The 16,163-nt window shown below is 63.0% G+C and carries 11 protein-coding genes; 4 read left to right on the top strand and 7 right to left on the bottom strand.

All coding sequences use genetic code 11. The features are described 5' to 3' along the window. Nucleotides 1-209: 209 nt before the first annotated feature. Nucleotides 210-410: a helix-hairpin-helix domain-containing protein gene (locus tag HDE76_RS08860; protein WP_184506811.1), complete on the bottom strand. Its 201-nt coding sequence runs from the start codon at nucleotides 408-410 to the stop codon at nucleotides 210-212. Nucleotides 411-645: 235 nt separating this feature from the next. Here HDE76_RS08860 and HDE76_RS08855 point away from each other — a divergent pair, with 235 nt between their 5' ends. From HDE76_RS08855 to HDE76_RS08840, 4 genes are all read left to right on the top strand, one after another. Next, nucleotides 646-2,070, top strand: a complete 1,425-nt coding sequence (locus tag HDE76_RS08855; protein WP_184507686.1) for a M20 family metallopeptidase — start codon at nucleotides 646-648, stop codon at nucleotides 2,068-2,070. 16 nt (nucleotides 2,071-2,086) lie between these two features. Continuing rightward, nucleotides 2,087-2,797 carry a YggS family pyridoxal phosphate-dependent enzyme gene (locus tag HDE76_RS08850; RefSeq protein ID WP_184506809.1) on the top strand — a complete coding sequence of 237 codons (711 nt, stop codon included), beginning with the start codon at nucleotides 2,087-2,089 and terminating at the stop codon, nucleotides 2,795-2,797. 242 nt (nucleotides 2,798-3,039) lie between these two features. After that, the gene (locus tag HDE76_RS08845; protein ID WP_179479542.1) at nucleotides 3,040-3,759 is read left to right on the top strand and encodes a C40 family peptidase; all 720 of its coding nucleotides are present in this window, start codon (nucleotides 3,040-3,042) and stop codon (nucleotides 3,757-3,759) included. Nucleotides 3,760-3,963: 204 nt separating this feature from the next. Then, the gene (locus HDE76_RS08840; RefSeq protein ID WP_184506807.1) at nucleotides 3,964-4,629 is read left to right on the top strand and encodes a rhomboid family intramembrane serine protease; all 666 of its coding nucleotides are present in this window, start codon (nucleotides 3,964-3,966) and stop codon (nucleotides 4,627-4,629) included. Between the two features lie 2 nt (nucleotides 4,630-4,631). Here the strand turns inward: HDE76_RS08840 and rapA are convergent, their stop codons facing one another. The 6 genes from rapA to HDE76_RS08810 all read right to left on the bottom strand — a co-directional run bounded on the left by rapA (nucleotide 4,632) and on the right by HDE76_RS08810 (nucleotide 15,980). Beyond that, nucleotides 4,632-7,487 (bottom strand): RNA polymerase-associated protein RapA, encoded by a 2,856-nt coding sequence (gene rapA, locus HDE76_RS08835; protein ID WP_184506805.1) that lies wholly within the window; start codon nucleotides 7,485-7,487, stop codon nucleotides 4,632-4,634. Nucleotides 7,488-7,609: 122 nt separating this feature from the next. After that, nucleotides 7,610-8,287 carry a Fe2+-dependent dioxygenase gene (locus HDE76_RS08830; RefSeq protein WP_179479548.1) on the bottom strand — a complete coding sequence of 226 codons (678 nt, stop codon included), beginning with the start codon at nucleotides 8,285-8,287 and terminating at the stop codon, nucleotides 7,610-7,612. Nucleotides 8,288-8,399: 112 nt separating this feature from the next. Further along, nucleotides 8,400-10,745: a catecholate siderophore receptor Fiu gene (locus HDE76_RS08825; RefSeq protein WP_184506803.1), complete on the bottom strand. Its 2,346-nt coding sequence runs from the start codon at nucleotides 10,743-10,745 to the stop codon at nucleotides 8,400-8,402. Between the two features lie 322 nt (nucleotides 10,746-11,067). Then, nucleotides 11,068-13,209, bottom strand: coding sequence for a M13-type metalloendopeptidase (locus HDE76_RS08820; protein WP_184506801.1), 2,142 nt, complete (start codon nucleotides 13,207-13,209; stop codon nucleotides 11,068-11,070). A gap of 279 nt (nucleotides 13,210-13,488) precedes the next feature. Further along, entirely contained in the window at nucleotides 13,489-15,306 is a 1,818-nt protein-coding gene (locus tag HDE76_RS08815; protein ID WP_184506800.1) for a M14 family metallopeptidase, read from the bottom strand. After that, nucleotides 15,303-15,980, bottom strand: coding sequence for a DUF502 domain-containing protein (locus HDE76_RS08810; RefSeq protein ID WP_179479560.1), 678 nt, complete (start codon nucleotides 15,978-15,980; stop codon nucleotides 15,303-15,305). The genes HDE76_RS08815 and HDE76_RS08810 overlap by 4 nt, the downstream gene beginning before the upstream one ends. Nucleotides 15,981-16,163 lie beyond the last annotated feature (183 nt).

The following is a 16,163-nucleotide window of genomic DNA, read 5'->3' as shown; positions in this document are numbered from 1 at the left end:
TCGCCATTCGGCCAAAGATCGCGTTCTTAAATATCGATTTAGTTCGGCTGGGTAGTAGCCATCGCCTCGAAGAACAAACGGGATGTGTACGACTGACTCGTGTCCGTCGTATAGCAAAGATTGAGCATCGCGTTGCAGGACGTAATAGTGCATTTCCACCTCAGCAATTTGAGGGAAAGACTTTTAGCAAACGGCGCGACTATGTCACATTACGAAATGTATGGCATATGAAAACCATTGGTGTCGCGCCAGGCCACGATGGCGTCCGCCTTGGACTGACCGATGCCGTCGAGCGACTTGGCGATGGTGGCGGCATCCGCCTTGTTGATGTTGACCGGCGTGCCGGCAAGGGCCAGGGCCGGCAGCGCTACGGCCAGAGCGAGAGCGATTCGTGCAAGGAGTTTGTGCATGATGGGTTTCCTCCGTGAGATGGGATGGCGGCGTCCGCGCGCCGCCATAAAACTCTGGCATGCGGCAATCGGCCACGCAGTCGGCTCGGCCGCAGTGGCCGCGTGGGCAAGGCTCTCCAACGCGCGTGGGCAGTGCCTGATCGCCTGTCGGCGCCTGCAGCGGCGTCCCGGGTCGGCGCGGTAGAATGGTCCATCGTTTTTTTGCCGGAAGTTGACCATGGACATTGTCCGCAAGATGGATCCCGACCGCCTTTCCGATTTCATCAGCGGCCTGTGGGACGCCGAGATCGTGCCGCAGCTGGTCGATTACATCCGCATTCCCAACAAATCCCCTATGTTCGATGCCCAGTGGGCCGAGCACGGCTATATGGATGCAGCCGTCAAACTGATGGAAGACTGGGCGCGCTCCAAGCTGAGCCAGCTGCCCGGCGCCACGATCGAGGTGGTCCGGCTCGAAGGCCGCACGCCACTGATCTATATCGAAGTACCCGGCGCCAGCGACGACACCGTCATGCTCTACGGCCATCTGGACAAACAGCCGGAAATGACCGGCTGGGCCGACGACCTCGGTCCGTGGACGCCGGTGATCAAGGGCGACAGGCTCTACGGTCGCGGCGGTGCGGACGACGGCTACGCGATCTTCGGCTCGCTGGCGGCGCTGCTGGCGCTGCACGAACAGGGCGTGCCGCACGCGCGCTGCGTCATCATGATCGAGGCCTGCGAGGAATCCGGCAGCTACGACCTGCCGCACTATGTCGATCATCTGGCGCCGCGCATCGGCAGCCCGTCGCTGGTGGTCTGCCTCGATTCGGGCTGCGCCAACTACGACCAGCTGTGGCTGACCACCTCGCTGCGCGGCATGACCGGCGGCAACCTCACCGTGCAGGTGCTGGAAGAGGGCGTGCACTCGGGCGATGCGTCCGGCGTCGTACCCTCCAGCTTCCGCATTCTGCGCGAGCTGCTGTCGCGGCTGGAGGATCCGGTCACCGGCCAGATCAAGCCAAAGGAACTGCACGTCGACATTCCGCCGCAGCGCATCGAGCAGGCCAAGGTCTGCGCCGATGTGCTGGGCGCGGATATCTACGACAAGTTTCCGTGGGTCGAAGGCATGCGGCCGGTGACTTCCGATCTGGCCGAACTGGTGCTCAACCGCACCTGGCGCCCGCAGCTGGCCGTCACCGGTGTCGGCGGCATGCCGCCGCTGGACAGCGCCGGCAACGTGCTGCGGCCGCAGACGTCGGTCAAGCTCAGCCTGCGCGTGCCGCCAACGCTCAACGGCGCCAAGGCCGGCGAGTTCGTCAAGCAACTGCTGGAGGCCGATCCGCCGTACGGCGCCAAGGTCAGCTTCAAGCTGGAGAAGGACGGCAGCGGCTGGAACGCGCCGCAGCTGTCGCCGTGGCTGGAGCAGGCGGTAGCCGATGCCTCGCAGCATTATTTCGGTGCGCCGGCCGCCTACATGGGCGAGGGCGGCAGCATCCCGTTCATGGGCATGCTCGGCGAGAAATTTCCCAAGGCACAGTTCCTCATCACCGGCGTGCTGGGCCCGCATTCCAACGCGCACGGCCCGAACGAGTTTCTGCACATCCCGACCGGCAAGAAGGTGACGATGGTGGTGGCCGAGGTCGTCGCCCAGCACTTTCAGGCAGGCGGTAAGGCGTGAGCTTTTCAGCGCACGCATGAGTACCGATACCGATTATCTGGCTGCCAACTGGGCGCAGGTACGTGGACGCGTCGCGCAGGCCTGTCTCGACGCGGGGCGCGATCCGGCCGAGGTCACCATTCTGCCGGTCAGCAAGACCTTCGGACCCGAGCCGATACGTGCGGCAGTGGCACTGGGTCTGCACCGCTTCGGTGAGAACAAGGCGCAGGAGGTGCGTGAAAAATCTCCCGCGCTGGCCGACTGCGGCATCGATTGGGTGATGATCGGTCACCTGCAGACCAACAAGGCCAAGGATGTGGCCCGGCTGGCCAGCGAAGTACAGTCGTTGGACCGGCTTGAGCTGGCCGAGGCGCTGCATCGGCGTCTTCAGCATGAAGGCAGGGCCATCGATGTGCTGGTGCAGGTCAAGACGTCGCCCGAACCCAGCAAATACGGCCTGCCGCCCGATCAGCTGGGGGCGTTTCTCGATGCCTTGCACGATTTCGATACCTTGACCGTACGCGGTTTGATGACCCTGGCGGTGCAATCCGATCAGACCGACGAGGTGCGCCGCTGCTTCCGCACGCTGCGTCAGCTGCGCGATCAGGCCTTCAGTTGGGGCCACGACCTGCCGAGGCTGTCGATGGGCATGAGCGGCGATTTCGCGCAGGCCATCGCCGAGGGCGCCACCGAGGTGAGAATCGGCTCGGCCATCTTCGGCGCCCGGTCGCCGCACTCGGCCGTTTAACGTAATCAATCCGTAAATACTTTGACTGGATACCTTCGTCGAGGATCGTATTGCCGAACGAATTCTGATCAAGATCAGTGGCTTGGCGATATTTTTGCCGTTATTGCCCATTTCTGGAACGACAGAGTTTAGTTAACTTCAATCGAACATATTCAGGGTCGGTTCTTGTTAACTTCACTTATCGATCACGTCGCCGACCACGAAAGCGACGGATTTCTGCAATACAAAGGGGGATATCCCGCATGCCGACAAAACGACTGACCCTTGCTGCTGCGCTCGTTTCCGTACTTTTCGCGTCCGGTCCCGTACTAGCCAGCCCCAGCGTCACCAACGTTGCCCCGGCCACTGCATCTGTCGGTCCCCAGCTCCTCACTCAAGCGTCGGCGTTCAGCCCCGCCGCCATGCTCGCCCAGTCCGCTGCTCCTGCCTACGCCGAGATTGCCGGCGTGAAAGAAAAATCCACCGTCGCAAAGAACAGCGCCAAAAGCAGCAGTGCCGCGGACCAGGACGGCTCGGACGACCAGAACTCGGCAACCGCCAACCTCCAGAATATTTCCGACGTGCGCAAGGCGCTGATCGGTCTGGCGATGAATCTTCGTGACATCCGCTACGTTCGCGGCGGCCGTGACCCGTCCACCGGGTTCGACTGCAGCGGTTTCGTGCGTTACGTGTTCGCCCATGCCATCGGCATGCAGCTGCCGACCAATTCCGCCTCGCAGTTCCTGTCGGGCCTGAAAGTCGCGCGCGCCGACATGAAGCCGGGCGATCTGGTATTTTTCCGCACGCACGGCAAGCGCAACATTTCGCACGTCGGTATCTACATCTCCAACGGTCAGTTCATCCACTCGCCGACCACCGGTCAGAGCGTGCAGGTTTCCAGCCTGGACGAGGCTTACTGGGCCAAGCACTTTGCCGGCGCCAAGCGTCCGGAAGCGATTGCGATGGTGGATCATCACGGTTGAGGCATTGCCCTCATGCCGTCGCACCCAAGGCCGCCGCAAGGCGGCTTTTGCTTGAATGTTCTGCGTCGATCCAGGCGGCATATGAATGAAGCGTCATCGTAATGGCATCGGCCTGAGTGGGCACCTTGCATTGGCCGATCGGGCTCACCACTACTGAGGCCAGCGCGCGGCGATCCGCCCGTGCCGCCACTTGGAATACCATCCATGCCCACTGATTTACCCGTCGCCACCCGCAACCTGCTGATCGCCAACGTAGTGGTGTTTGCGCTGCAGTATCTGTTGCACGACTCGAGCACGTTTGCGCTCACCCAACACTTTGCCCTTTGGCCGTGGGGGTCGGACGTCAGCGGTGCGTTGGACGACGGTCAGGTGGTGACGGTCGGTTTCCAGCCGTGGCAGCTGGTGACGTACGCCTTCATGCATGGGAGTTTTACCCACATCCTGTTCAACATGATTGCGCTGTACATGTTCGGCGGCACGATCGAGCGAACGTTCGGCACGCGCAACTTCGTTATCTACTACTTCGTTTGTGCGATCGTCGCGGCGGTGGCGCAGCTTATTGTTGTGCAGTGGTTCACCCACGGTTTCTATCCCACGATCGGCGCCTCCGGGGCGATTTTCGGGCTGCTGCTGGCGTTCGGCATGCTGTATCCGCACGAAAAAATGATGCTGATGTTTTTCCCCGTGCCGATGCCGGCGTGGTTGTTCGTCACCGGCTATGCGGTGATCGAGCTATTTCTCGGCGTGACCGGTACGCAGGCCGGTGTGGCCCATTTTGCGCACCTGGGCGGCATGGTCGGCGGCTACGCGATGATCCAGTACTGGCGGGGCAAGCTGCCGATCAAGCCGAAGCGGCTTTTGCTGCGCTGAGATCAGCGCAGCACGAGAAAGTCGGCGCTGACCACGAAGCGCACCGCATCCAACCGCAGCCGCGACTGCGGCAGTGCCGCCAGCAGAGCCGTGCGTTCGTCGGCGACGGCGGTGATCTCGGTTTCGCTGATCGAGGGGTTTACCGCGTGCAGGGCGACCAGACGCGATAGCTCCGCGTCCAGCGTGCTCGTCGCCAGCGCCAGCGCATCGTCGATGCTGGTTTGTCCGTAGGCCTCGGCCAGCTTTTCAGCGCGCCCCAGCATCGGCGGCACCAGCTTGTTGAGAAACTTGCGGTAGCGGACCACTTCGATCGTGCGCTGCGCAGCGCGGCGCAGGGCCGTTTCGCTGGGCTGGAAATCGACCCGCTCGGCCAGCTTGGTGTCCACGGTGACCACGATCGGCAGCGTCGGCAAAAAGCGCTCCGCGTCGAGCTTGCGATCGGCCACGCACTCGAGCACGTAGACGGCCTGCAGCAGGGCGGAGCGCGCCGGCAATTCGTCGTCGACCATAAAGGCCGCGTTGCCCTGTTCGCCGGACAGCGCCAGATCCATCGCGCCGGCGATCAGCGGGTGATCGAGCCGCAGCAGCGGCAAGTCCTCGCGCGCCAGCGCCACCTCGCGTGAAAAGGTGACCGACTGCGGGCCTTCGGCGAAGCCGGGCAGGGCGTCGGTGGAGAGGTATTGCGGATCGAGCAGCAGTACCTGGCTGCTCAGCTCCTCGGCGTGGATGCCGAAGGCCTCCAGCAGGCGCTGGATAAAGCCGTCGCGGCCCGGGTCGCGGTCCTCGCGTGCGAACGCCTGCTGCAGCTCGTCGGCGTGCAGGTCGCGGCTGGCGGCCAGCTCCAGCAGGTGGTCGCGGCCGGCGCTGATCAATTCGGCCATCTGCTCATGGCTGCTGCGCGTTTCGGCCAGGAGCACGTCGAGCTCCTGGTCGCGGTTGTCGTCGCCGCGGGCGTGCTCGTCGGCCAGCTTGGCCAGCGGTTCGCCGTAGCGGCGCAGCAGCTCGCGCCCGTCGGCGGGGCTGACCCGGAACGCGTCCACGCCCTCGTCGTACCAGCGCGCCAGCACGTGCTGGGCACTGTCGGCAACCACGAGAATATGGATCTGGATGTCGTGCTGCTGGCCGATGCGGTCGAGTCGGCCGATGCGCTGTTCGAGCAGGTCGGGGTCGAGCGGCAGATCCCACAGGATCAAATGATGGGCGAACTGGAAATTGCGGCCTTCCGAGCCGATCTCCGAACACAGCAGCAGCCGCGCGCCGTCGGGCTGGGCGAAATATGCCGCGTTGCGGTCGCGCTGGATGATGCCCAGGCCTTCGTGGAAACGGGCCACGCCGACGCCGCTGCGCGTGCGCAGCGCCTCTTCGAGTGCCAGCACCTTGGCCTGGCTGCGGCAGATCAGCAGAAACTTGTCCTGCGGAAATTTTTCCAGCAGCGAGATAAGTGCATCGATACGCGGATCATTGGCGTAATTCACCTCCATCAACACCGGCGGCTGCTGGATATCCGCATGGAACTCGGCCAGCAGCGCCTGGCGCGTGCTGTCCTCGACCGTGTCGGCATCCAGCACATGCCACTCGGGCACGCGATTGGGGAAGCCGCCGATGCCCGCGCGGCGATTGCGGAACATCGCGCGGCCGGTGCCGTGGCGGTCGATCAGCGCCGCCAGCAGCTCGCGCGCGTGGGCGGGCTTGGTAGCGTCGTCCAGATAGGCGGTCAGCGTCTCGTCGCCATTAAAAGCATCGGCCAGGGTACGGCGCTGAGCATCGTCCAGCGCCACACCGTCGAGCAGTCGATCGGCGATGGCCGACAGCGCCTGATAGTCGTCGGCCTCCGCCAGATAGCCGTCCAGATCGTGATACCGCTGCGGATCGAGCAGGCGCAGTCGGGCAAAGTGGCCGCTGCGGCCAAGCTGCTCGGGTGTCGCGGTGAGCAGGATCACGCCGGGAATCGCGGCGGCGAGTTTCTCGACCATCGCATAGCGCGGGCTGGTCGCCTCCGGCGACCACGCCAGATGATGCGCCTCGTCCACCACCAGCAGATCCCACGGCGCGGCCAGCAGCTGCGCGGCGTATTTCGGCGAGTTTTCCAGAAAGCCGAAGTCGGCGATGACCAGTTGTTCGTCTTCGAACGGATTGCCGGCATCTTCGGCGTCGTCCTCGCCGGACGACTGCAGCGCCTCGCAGCGCTCCTCGTCGTAGATCGCAAAGCTGAGATTGAAGCGGCGCAGCAGCTCGACGAACCACTGGTAGACCAGCGTATCGGGCAACAGCAGCAGCACGCGCGAGGCGCGGCCGGTGGCGAGCTGGCGCGCGATGATCATGCCCGCTTCGATCGTTTTGCCCAGGCCCACCTCGTCGGCCAGCAGCACGCGCGGCGGTCGGCGCGCGGAAGCGATGCCCGCCACGCGCAGCTGATGCGGCACCAGGCCGATGCGCGCCGCGCCGAGGCCCCACGCGGGCGAGCGGCGCGCTTCGGCACGACGGCGCAGGCCTTCCAGCCGCAGCTCGAACTGTGCGACCGAATCGGTGCGTCCGCCGATCAGGCGGTCGTCGGCCTGGCTCACGCTCTGTTCGTCGTCGAGCTGGCCTTCTTCCAGCTCGCGACCTTCGCCGCGGTAGATCAGCAACTCGTCGCGAATCTCGACGCGTTCCACCAGAAACGCGATGCCCTTGCCGGAGACGCGTTGGCCCGCGCGAAATTCAGCGCGCAGCAGCGGCGCCGAGTCGATCGCATAAGGCCGGAGAATGCCGGCCTTGGCAAACAGCACCTGCACACCGCGTCCTTCGACGCGAAGAACGGTGCCGAGACCCAACTCAGGTTCGGCGGAAGAGATCCAGCGTTGACCAGGAACAAACATTGAACTGCCGTATTGCATCGTGGGCCGGGAATTATCCGCCCACGCGCGCTCGCTGGGAACCGTCGATGTCGTATGGACCGCTTTGTGTGTGCTGTCGATGCCGGTAATGGCGAGCGCTGAGTTCAGGTCTCGGCCCATTGCCGTAGAAGATTGTGATAAACGCCGGTGAGCGTGAGCAGCACGCTGGCATCGGCGCCGGAGCGGGTGAGCGTTTGTACCGAGGTATCCAGTTCGAACAGCATGCGTCGCCGTGCGTCGTCGCGGATCATGCTTTGTACCCAGAAAAACGCGGCAAGCCGGGTGCCGCGGGTTACCGGCTGCACGCGGTGCAGGCTGCTTGAGGGATAGACGATGAGATCGCCGGCCGGCAGTTTGACGTCGTGCTCGCCGTAAGTGTCGCTGACGATCAGCTCGCCGCCGTCGTAATCGTCGGGTTCGCTGAGAAAAAGCGTACAGGAGATATCGCTGCGCAGATGGCCGCCGGCGGGCAGTTCCATCATCGCGCCATCGACGTGGAAACCGTACTGGCCGCCGCCCTCGTAGCGATTGAAGCGCGGCTGCAGGGTGCGCAGCGGCAAGGTGGCGGCGTGATACAGCGGCTGATGGGCGAGCGCCGACAGAACGATTTCGCCCAGCTCGGCGCGCAGCGGCGATGCATTCGGCAGCTGCTGATTCTGCTTCACTTGCGCGCCTTGGTGGCCGACGGTTTCGCGGCCGTCGGTCCAGTCCGCACCGTTCAGCGCCTCGCGCATCTGCGTGACCTGAGCGCGGCTTAGAACAGCGGGAATGTGCAGCAGCATAAAGAACTCCGGCGCGTGCCTATCGTTTTCGGCCCGCCAAGCGATGCGCCAGCGGGCCGAGACGGCTTTTCAACACTTGTCGATCAAGAGGCCCGGCTGCCGCACGTCCGGATCAGAACTGCAGGTTGGCCGTGATCATGGCCGAGCGCGGGGTTCCCGGAATGTAACGATAGCCGCTCTTGTTGATCGAGGCGACGTAGCTCTTGTCGAACAGGTTGTAGACGTTGAGCTGCAGGCTGAGATGCTTGTTCACCGGGTAGCTCGCCATGGCGTCGAACACCCAGTAGGCGTCGGTGTAAGCCGGCGTACCGATGGCGCTGTCCGTGCCGCGCTTGAGCTCTCCCGAGTAACGCGCGCCGCCGCCGATGGTGAGGTCGAACGGCAGGTGGTAGGTGGTCCACGCCGTGAAGGCTTTCTTCGGCGTGTAGGCCAGATCGCTGGAGCCGTCGGCGGATACATTGGGTCCGCTGTCGACCGTGGCGTTCATCGTGGTGAAGCCGGTGCTGACCGCCCAGTTCTCGGTGATCTTGCCCACCGCGGTGAGTTCGATGCCTTGCACACGCTTTTTGCCGATTTGGTAATACTGCAGATCGACCGGATCCTGCACCACGTCGTTGCTCACCGTAGTGCGATAGAGCGCTGCCGTCACAAAGAGCTTCTGGTCGAGCAGATCCCACTTGGTGCCGAACTCGATGGTGCGCGCTTTTTCCGGATCGAAGATCGGATTGTCGGCGCTGTTGGCGGATGAACTCAGCGACAGACTGCTGCCGCCCGGTGGTTCCTCTGAAACGGCAAAGTTGGCGTAGATGCTGCCGTTGGCCGCCGGTTTGTACAGTACGCCGAGTTTGTAGTTCGGCAGGTTGCCCGATTTGCTGGCGTTGACGCCCGGCAGCACGGTGCCGGCGGGCGAGGTTCCGCAGGCAGGTCCATTTTTCGCACCGCACACCACGGCGCTGCTGAAGTCGGTGGAATAGTGGTCCAGCCGCACGCCGGCGTTCACCTGCCACTGTTCGCCGAACTTCAGCGTGTCGAAAACGTAGGCTGCTTCCGTATCGGTCTTGCCGTTGGAGTGCGCCCCGGTATTGCCGTAGACCAGGCCCTGCACGTCCGCATACGGGTCGTACAGATTCGCTGCGGGCCACTTGCTGCCGTTGAGCACGCCCAGGCCGCCGGTGGCGAGTTTTTCCTGGGTCAGCTCGATGCCGGCGCTGAGGTTGTGAACAATGCCGCCGGTTTCGAAATTCGCCGTGACGTTGGCCTGGTCGGTGAGGATCTTGTTGACCTGCTGTTTGAACGTCGGGTTGCTGCGCGCGATCGTCCAGGTCGACGGATTGTTGATATTCGGCGTCAGCAGGTTGGCCGCGCTGCCGAGAAACGAGGTGAGCAGATAGTCTTCGCTGGTGCGGCCCCAGCGCAGCGTGTTGTGCAATGTCACGTCGGGCGAAAAATCGTGCTCGATTTTCGCGGTGAACATGTCGGCCTTGACGTGATCGAAGTCGTTGTCGGTGCCGTAGAAATTGCTCGAATCGACCATTGCCGCATGGGTCAGCTGCGGGCGGGTCGGATCCGGGCTGCTGTAGCCGGGCAGGCCTATGGTCGGTACGCCGCCGTCGGGCACGTTGTTCTGCTTGATATGCAGGTAATCCAGATACACCCGCGTCGGCGTGCCGAGGCCGAAGGCCAGCGTCGGCGCTATGCCCCAGCGATTGTTTTCGACCTTGTCGCGACCGGGAACGCCCGCGTCCTGGCCCATGACGTTGAGGCGGAAGGCCGAGGTGTCGCTCAGCGTCTGATTCCAGTCGGCGGTCGTACGGCGTCGGTTGCCGCCACCGCCGTACGAGACACCGGCGGAAACGGCGTTGCCGATCATCGGCTGCTTGCTTACCAGATCGATCGCGCCGGTCGGCGCGGTGCGGCCGTTGTCGGTGCCGGCTGGACCCTTGAACACCTCGATTTGCTCGATATTGAACGTGTCGCGCGAGATCGAACCGAGATCGCGCACGCCGTCGACGAAGATGCTGTTGGAGGTGTCGAACCCGCGCATGTAGATGGCGTCGCCGGTCGAGGTGGTACCGTTTTCGCCAGCGTAGAACGTGCCGACGCCCGGGCTGTTTTTCAGCGCCTCGGTCAGCGTGGTAGCGCCCTGCTGCTGGATCAGGTCCTTGCCGATGATGCTGACGGTCTGGGTGGTGTCGAGCAGCGGCTGGGTAAATTTCGGAGAGGCCACCTTGTCGACACGATAATCGCTGACGCCGTTGGCGGTGACCTTGACGCCCTGGAGGTTCTTCGCGTTGGTCGCCTGAGCGTCGGTCGAAACATCCGTGGCGGCGGCCGGCAGTGCCAGTACGAAACCGGTCAGCAGAGCGGCAGCGGTGACCATGCCGCAGGACGGTCTGGACGGGTTTGAGGCGTCATCGCTCGCGACGATCGGGTGCTTGCGGCTCTTGATGAAGGCCATAGAAATTCCGTTTGTTGAAGCGTTGCGTGTCGAAAAAAACCTGACGCGTCTTGCGAATGCAGAGAGTGCGCAGTAGCCGGATACAGGGCGTCGGCCAACGGAAATCGTCACGGCAAGGCCTGGCGCGACGTGTTCGCTGACGCAAGTATTTGCATACGATATTTTTAATGAGAATGATTTGCAATACTTATCGCATTTGTAGGCTGGGTAAATCGCTAGCATTTGAGGGTCGAGCGCCTCCATACAAACAAAAGCCCCGCAAGGGTATGCGGGGCTTTTGTTTGTCAGTACCGCTGGAACCGGCGGTACTCGAGGGCTGGTGTTACCAGATTTTCACCTGCGTATCGGCCGGACGCACCATCGCGTCGCCCGCCTTGCACTCGAACGCGGCGGCGAATGCTGGCATGTTCGACGGCGCACCGATCGCACGCAGACCCATCGGGGCATGCGGGTCGGTATTGATGCGCAGGATCGAGGTCTTCTCGCGCATGCTGCCGCGCCAGACGCGCGCCCAGTTGAGGAAGAAGCGCTGATCTTCGGTGTAGCCGTCGATCTTCTGGCTTGCCTCGGTCGGATTGGCCTTCAGCGCGGTCTGCAGCGCGTCATAGGCGACGTTGAGGCCGCCCAGGTCGGCGATGTTTTCGCCCAGGGTCAGCTTGCCGTTGACGTGCAGGTCCGGCTTGTCCTTCAGCGGTGCGTACTCGTCAAACTGCTTGACCAGCTTGTCGGTGCGCGCGTCGAACTTGGCCTTGTCGTCCTTGCTCCACCAGTCCTTCTGATTGCCGTCGCCATCGAACTGGCTGCCTTGATCGTCGAAACCGTGGCTGGATTCGTGACCGATCACGGCACCGATGCCGCCGTAGTTGATCGCGTCGTCGGCCTTGGCGTCGAAGAAGGGCGGCTGCAGGATTGCGGCCGGGAAGTTGATCGTGTTGTCGCTCGGGTTGTAGTACGCGTTGACCGTCTGCGGAGTCATGCCCCATTCCTTGCGGTCGGTCGGCTTGCCGATCTTGGCGATGTCGTAGTCGTAGTTGAACTTGCCGGCGGCCAGAATATTGGCGTAGTAGTTGTCCGGCTTGATGTCGAGGCCGGACCAGTCGCGCCATTTGTCGGGGTAGCCGATCTTCGGCAGGAACTTGTTCCACTTGTCGATCGCCTTGGCCTTGGTGTCGGCGCTCATCCAGTCGAGGTTCTCGATGCGCGCTTTCAGCGCGTTGCGGATGTTGGTCACCAGCTCTTCGGCGCGCTGCTTGGCTTCGGGAGTGAACTCCTTGGCGACATACAGCTGACCCAGCGCTTCGCCCATGCTGGCGTTGACGGCGCCTAGCACGCGCTTCCACTGCGGCTTCTGCTGCGGCTGGCCGGCCAGGGTGGTGCCATAGAAGGCGAACTTGTTGTCCTGGAAATTCTTGCTCAGATATGGCGACGCATCATCAATCGCGTGGAAGCGCAGGTAAGCCTGCCACTGCTCGACCGGCGTGCTGGCCAGCATCTTGTCGAACTGGGCGAAGAACTTCGGCTGCGACAGCGAGAAGCCCTTGTCGATCTTCAGGCCCTGGGCGTCGAAGAACTTCTCCCAGCTGAAATGCGGTGTGACCTTGTCGGCTTCCTTCACTGTGACGAAGTGGTACTCGTTCTTGATGTCGCGCTCTTCGACCGGCGACAGCGAGGCGGCGGCCAGCGCGGTCTCGAACTTCAGCACCTCGTCGGCCTGCTTCTTGGCATCGTCTTCGGACACGCCGGTCAGCTCCAGGGACTTGGCGATATAGGCCACGTAGGCGTCGCGGATATCCTTGTATTCCGGCTTGGTGTAGTAGTCCTTGGTCGGCAGACCCAGGCCGGCCTCGTTGGCGAAACCGATCTGCGTATCGGCATGCTTGAAGTCGCCGCTGGCGCCGAACTGGAACACCTGCATATCGCCGTCGGCGTAGCTCTTGGTGATGAAATTCGCCACGTCGGTGCCGTTCTTCAGGCCGGCGATCGCGTCGAGCTTGGGCTTGATCGGGTCGAAGCCGTTCTTTTCGATGGTCGCCTCGTCCATGCCCGAGTGATAGAGCCAGCCGATCTTCTGCTCGATCGAACCGGCCTTGGCGCTGTCGGCGTTCTTGGCTGCGTCGTCGACGATGTCGTGCTGGGTCTTGAGGCTCTTCTCAGCGAGGATATTGAACGCGCCCCAGCTGCTCTGATCGGCCGGAATCGGGTTGGCGGCGATCCACTTGGCGTTGACGAAGCCGTTGAAGTCCGCGCAGGCCTTGAGGCTCGGATCGATTTCGCTGACGTCGAAACTGCTGGTCGCAGCCGTCGTCGCTGCCGCCGCTGGTGCGGTGCTGGCGCTCGGCGCCGGTGCGGTGGCTGCCGGGGCAGGGGCCGGCGCGGCAGCTTGCTCGTCGCTCTTGCCGCAGGCGGTCAGTGACAGGGCCAGGCTCACGGCCAGTGCCAGGGGCTTCAAATACTGCTTCGTCATGGATTTCCCTCTGTAGATGGATGTCGCCCGTCCGGGCGAATAGCGTGGTAATGCCTTGGCGGCGGGTTGCCGGATGCCCCGCAAAACGCAGCCGCACCTGGCGACGCTAGGTCATACGTCATGGGTGAGACAGTGTCAAAGGTCAGGGGTGGCTGTACCCACCCCTGAAACGGCAAGACGTACAGGATTCGGGCGTGCGCGACGGAGGGTGCCTTGAGACCATGAACAGGCTCTGAGAACTCAACCGTCGACAGGCGTTTTTCCTCAGCGAGCGGCGCATCAATGCGCAGAAGCCTCCAGTGCCGCTGCCTGCTCTGTATCGAGCCGGAGTACCGGGTACGCACCGATATGCTGCACGGTGTACCAGGGCGAACGCTCGTAGAAAAACGCCAGACGGGCGTTGGTATCTGCGGCGAAGGCAGGATCGCTCTGCAGCTTCTTATCGAACGCCGTTTTCAGGGCGGGATCCTTGGCCATCATGTCGCGCGCCAGCTTTTCCAGCACGCGCGGCTCGCCGTATTCCTTCTGCTCGAATATCGCGTTGAGAAAACCCCACTGCAGCAGCGAATCGGGCGCCTGCGGTTCGAGTAGATTGATCGCAACATTGGCGGCGCGCTGATCCATCGGCACGATCACCGAGCCGGCCGGCAATCCGACGGCGCGTGCGACGGCGTGAAGCGTGAAATCGCGCAGCATCAGATGGCCTTCGAACGGTTGATTCGCCCACTTCGGCTGATCGAGCTGATAGCCCTCGGCGTGGATCGTCACCGCATGATCGAGTCGCCGATAGCGAATGCCGTGGGCATCGAGCTTGTCGATGATCGCCGTCCACTGCGCAGGTATCGCATAGGCGGCCGGCGGGGTGATGGATAGATCGGGCAGCAGTCCGTTCCAGTTCTCGATGGCATAGGTTTTTGGCTTGCTCGGGTCGTATTGGATCCAGTTGCTGTTGGAGATATCGCTGTGCGTGAGGGTGAAAGCGTAGCCTTTCAGCGTGAACGGCGTGGACTGCGAATCGGCCTTGAAAGTCAGCGGGACCCTAGCCTGCGCATCATGCGCACGCGCGATGACGTTGGCATCCGCCTTGGCCGTGGCGGCGAGCAGCCCCTTCGGGTGCTGGTTGACCTGTTGCAGCATCAGCTCGACCAGATCGACGGTGGCCTGCACACGCTTCTGATAACTCTTCAGCATGTGGGTTTCGATCAGCAGGGCGGGACGGTTTTGCAGTGCCGCGTAGCCGGTGGAAAAGCGCGGGCCGGAGCCGAAATTCTCGATGCCCTTGCGCGGATCGCGGCCATCTTTGAATTCCAGATAGATCGACGCGAGATGGCCACGCTTTTCGTACGCCGGTATCGCGTGATCGACAATGGCATCGTGCTGCCAGGCGCTGACGGCCGGATCGAGCTTGTGCGGATCTTCGGTATACCAAGTCAGGTCGTACTGGTAATCGGCACCATCGGTGGTGTGTACGTCGATCAGGAAATCCGGCAGCCAGGTCTGCCACAGCTTCAGCCATGCCAGCATTTCCGGCGCGTCGGCCTTGATGTAATCGCGGTTGAGATTGAGGTACTGCGACTGTGCACGAAAGCCCATGCTGGCTGGGCCGTTCTGGTTGATACGGTTGTACGGCGTCGAGTTTTCGTGGCCGTCGACGCTGAACACCGGAATGTAGACCAGCACCAGGCGATCGAGCAGATGCGGGTATTTATGCGTGATGGCGATATCGCGCAGCAGTATCAGGCCCGCATCCTTGCCTTCGATCTCGCCGGGATGTATGCCCGCCTGCACCAGCACCACCGGCTTGCCGGCCTTGCGCGCCGTCGCGGGATCGAAACTGCCGTCGCCGCTGGCGATCACCGCCACCATCGGCCGGCCTTCGGGCGTGGTGCCGAAGGTTTGTAGATGAATCATGCCAGGCGCTGCCTGCTGCAGCCGCCGCAGGTAGGCGAGCGTATCCGCGTAGCTGGGCGTGGTGCGGAACTGGGAGGCTTCGGCGGGCGTGATCCAGTCGTTGGCGCTGGAAGCGTTCGCCTGTGCGGTCAGGCCAATGCCCGCCAGCAGAATGGAGAGTATCAGCGGGCGTGCGCGTCGCCTCATGGGCGATCTCCGTCAAGGCGATCGGCGAGCGCTGTCGGCGAAGCGGGCAGCGTGTCGGGCGCCACCGCGCCGCCGGAAATGATGAACGCCATCGCCTGATCCATCGTCCAGTCGGTCGGCGTCAGCTCGTCCAACGGCACCACCACCAGATAGCCACCGGTCGGGTTGGGCGTGGTCGGGATGAAGACCGAGGCCATTTCGCGGCGGCCGCCGTCCTCGTGCATGACCCGGGTGACGAACCCCACGACCTTCATGCCGCGCCGGGGAAATTCCACCAGTACCACGCGCTGCACGCCGGAGGGCTTGTTCTGCAGCACCGCCATCAATTTTTTAGTGCCGCCATAAATGGTCTGCACTACTGGAATGCGCGCCAGCAGGCCGTCGAAGGCGTTGATGAAGCGCTGGCCGATCACCCGGTTGGCGACAAAACCCAGCAGATAAAGCGCGGCCAGGGTGATCAGCAGTGCAATGATGAAAACCAGCCAATCCGCATTCAGCGCCGCGGCGGCATTGGGCGCGACCAGTGCCAGCGCGCCGAGCAGGGCGGTAACCATCGGTGCACCGATGCCGGCCAGCAGACTCAGTACGAATTTGAATACCAGCCAGGTCACCCAGAGCGGAATAAAGGTCAGCAGACCGGTGATCAGGTAGCGTTTGACGCGCAGAGGGGGCATCGAAGGATTCTGTTGGGCGGGGACGCCATCATTGTAGGCGAGCTGCGCGCGCGGTAACCGCTGTTGGTTCGCTGTGCGATCAATCGCTCGAACTGTGCGGCAAGCCTGTGCCCGGTCGATAGGCCTGTCGTGTGCTGTGATTTTTTCTGCGCGCGTGCGAATCATGGATGGAACCTTGGGGAA

It is taken from the genome of Rhodanobacter sp. ANJX3 (assembly GCF_014200755.1).
Lineage (GTDB): Bacteria > Pseudomonadota > Gammaproteobacteria > Xanthomonadales > Rhodanobacteraceae > Rhodanobacter.
Note: the sequence above shows the minus strand (reverse complement) of the source record. Positions and strands in the feature narration are given on the sequence as shown.

What these genes read in the sequence shown, in the direction of transcription:
- HDE76_RS08845 (WP_179479542.1), top strand. Translation starts at nt 3,040, where the DNA reads ATGCCGACAAAACGACTGACCCTTGCTGCTGCGCTCGTTTCCGTACTT.
- HDE76_RS08815 (WP_184506800.1), bottom strand. Translation starts at nt 15,306, where the DNA reads ATGAGGCGACGCGCACGCCCGCTGATACTCTCCATTCTGCTGGCGGGC.
- HDE76_RS08825 (WP_184506803.1), bottom strand. Translation starts at nt 10,745, where the DNA reads ATGGCCTTCATCAAGAGCCGCAAGCACCCGATCGTCGCGAGCGATGAC.
- HDE76_RS08855 (WP_184507686.1), top strand. Translation starts at nt 646, where the DNA reads ATGGATCCCGACCGCCTTTCCGATTTCATCAGCGGCCTGTGGGACGCC.
- HDE76_RS08850 (WP_184506809.1), top strand. Translation starts at nt 2,087, where the DNA reads ATGAGTACCGATACCGATTATCTGGCTGCCAACTGGGCGCAGGTACGT.
- rapA (WP_184506805.1), bottom strand. Translation starts at nt 7,487, where the DNA reads ATGTTTGTTCCTGGTCAACGCTGGATCTCTTCCGCCGAACCTGAGTTG.
- HDE76_RS08840 (WP_184506807.1), top strand. Translation starts at nt 3,964, where the DNA reads ATGCCCACTGATTTACCCGTCGCCACCCGCAACCTGCTGATCGCCAAC.
- HDE76_RS08820 (WP_184506801.1), bottom strand. Translation starts at nt 13,209, where the DNA reads ATGACGAAGCAGTATTTGAAGCCCCTGGCACTGGCCGTGAGCCTGGCC.
- HDE76_RS08860 (WP_184506811.1), bottom strand. Translation starts at nt 410, where the DNA reads ATGCACAAACTCCTTGCACGAATCGCTCTCGCTCTGGCCGTAGCGCTG.
- HDE76_RS08830 (WP_179479548.1), bottom strand. Translation starts at nt 8,287, where the DNA reads ATGCTGCTGCACATTCCCGCTGTTCTAAGCCGCGCTCAGGTCACGCAG.
- HDE76_RS08810 (WP_179479560.1), bottom strand. Translation starts at nt 15,980, where the DNA reads ATGCCCCCTCTGCGCGTCAAACGCTACCTGATCACCGGTCTGCTGACC.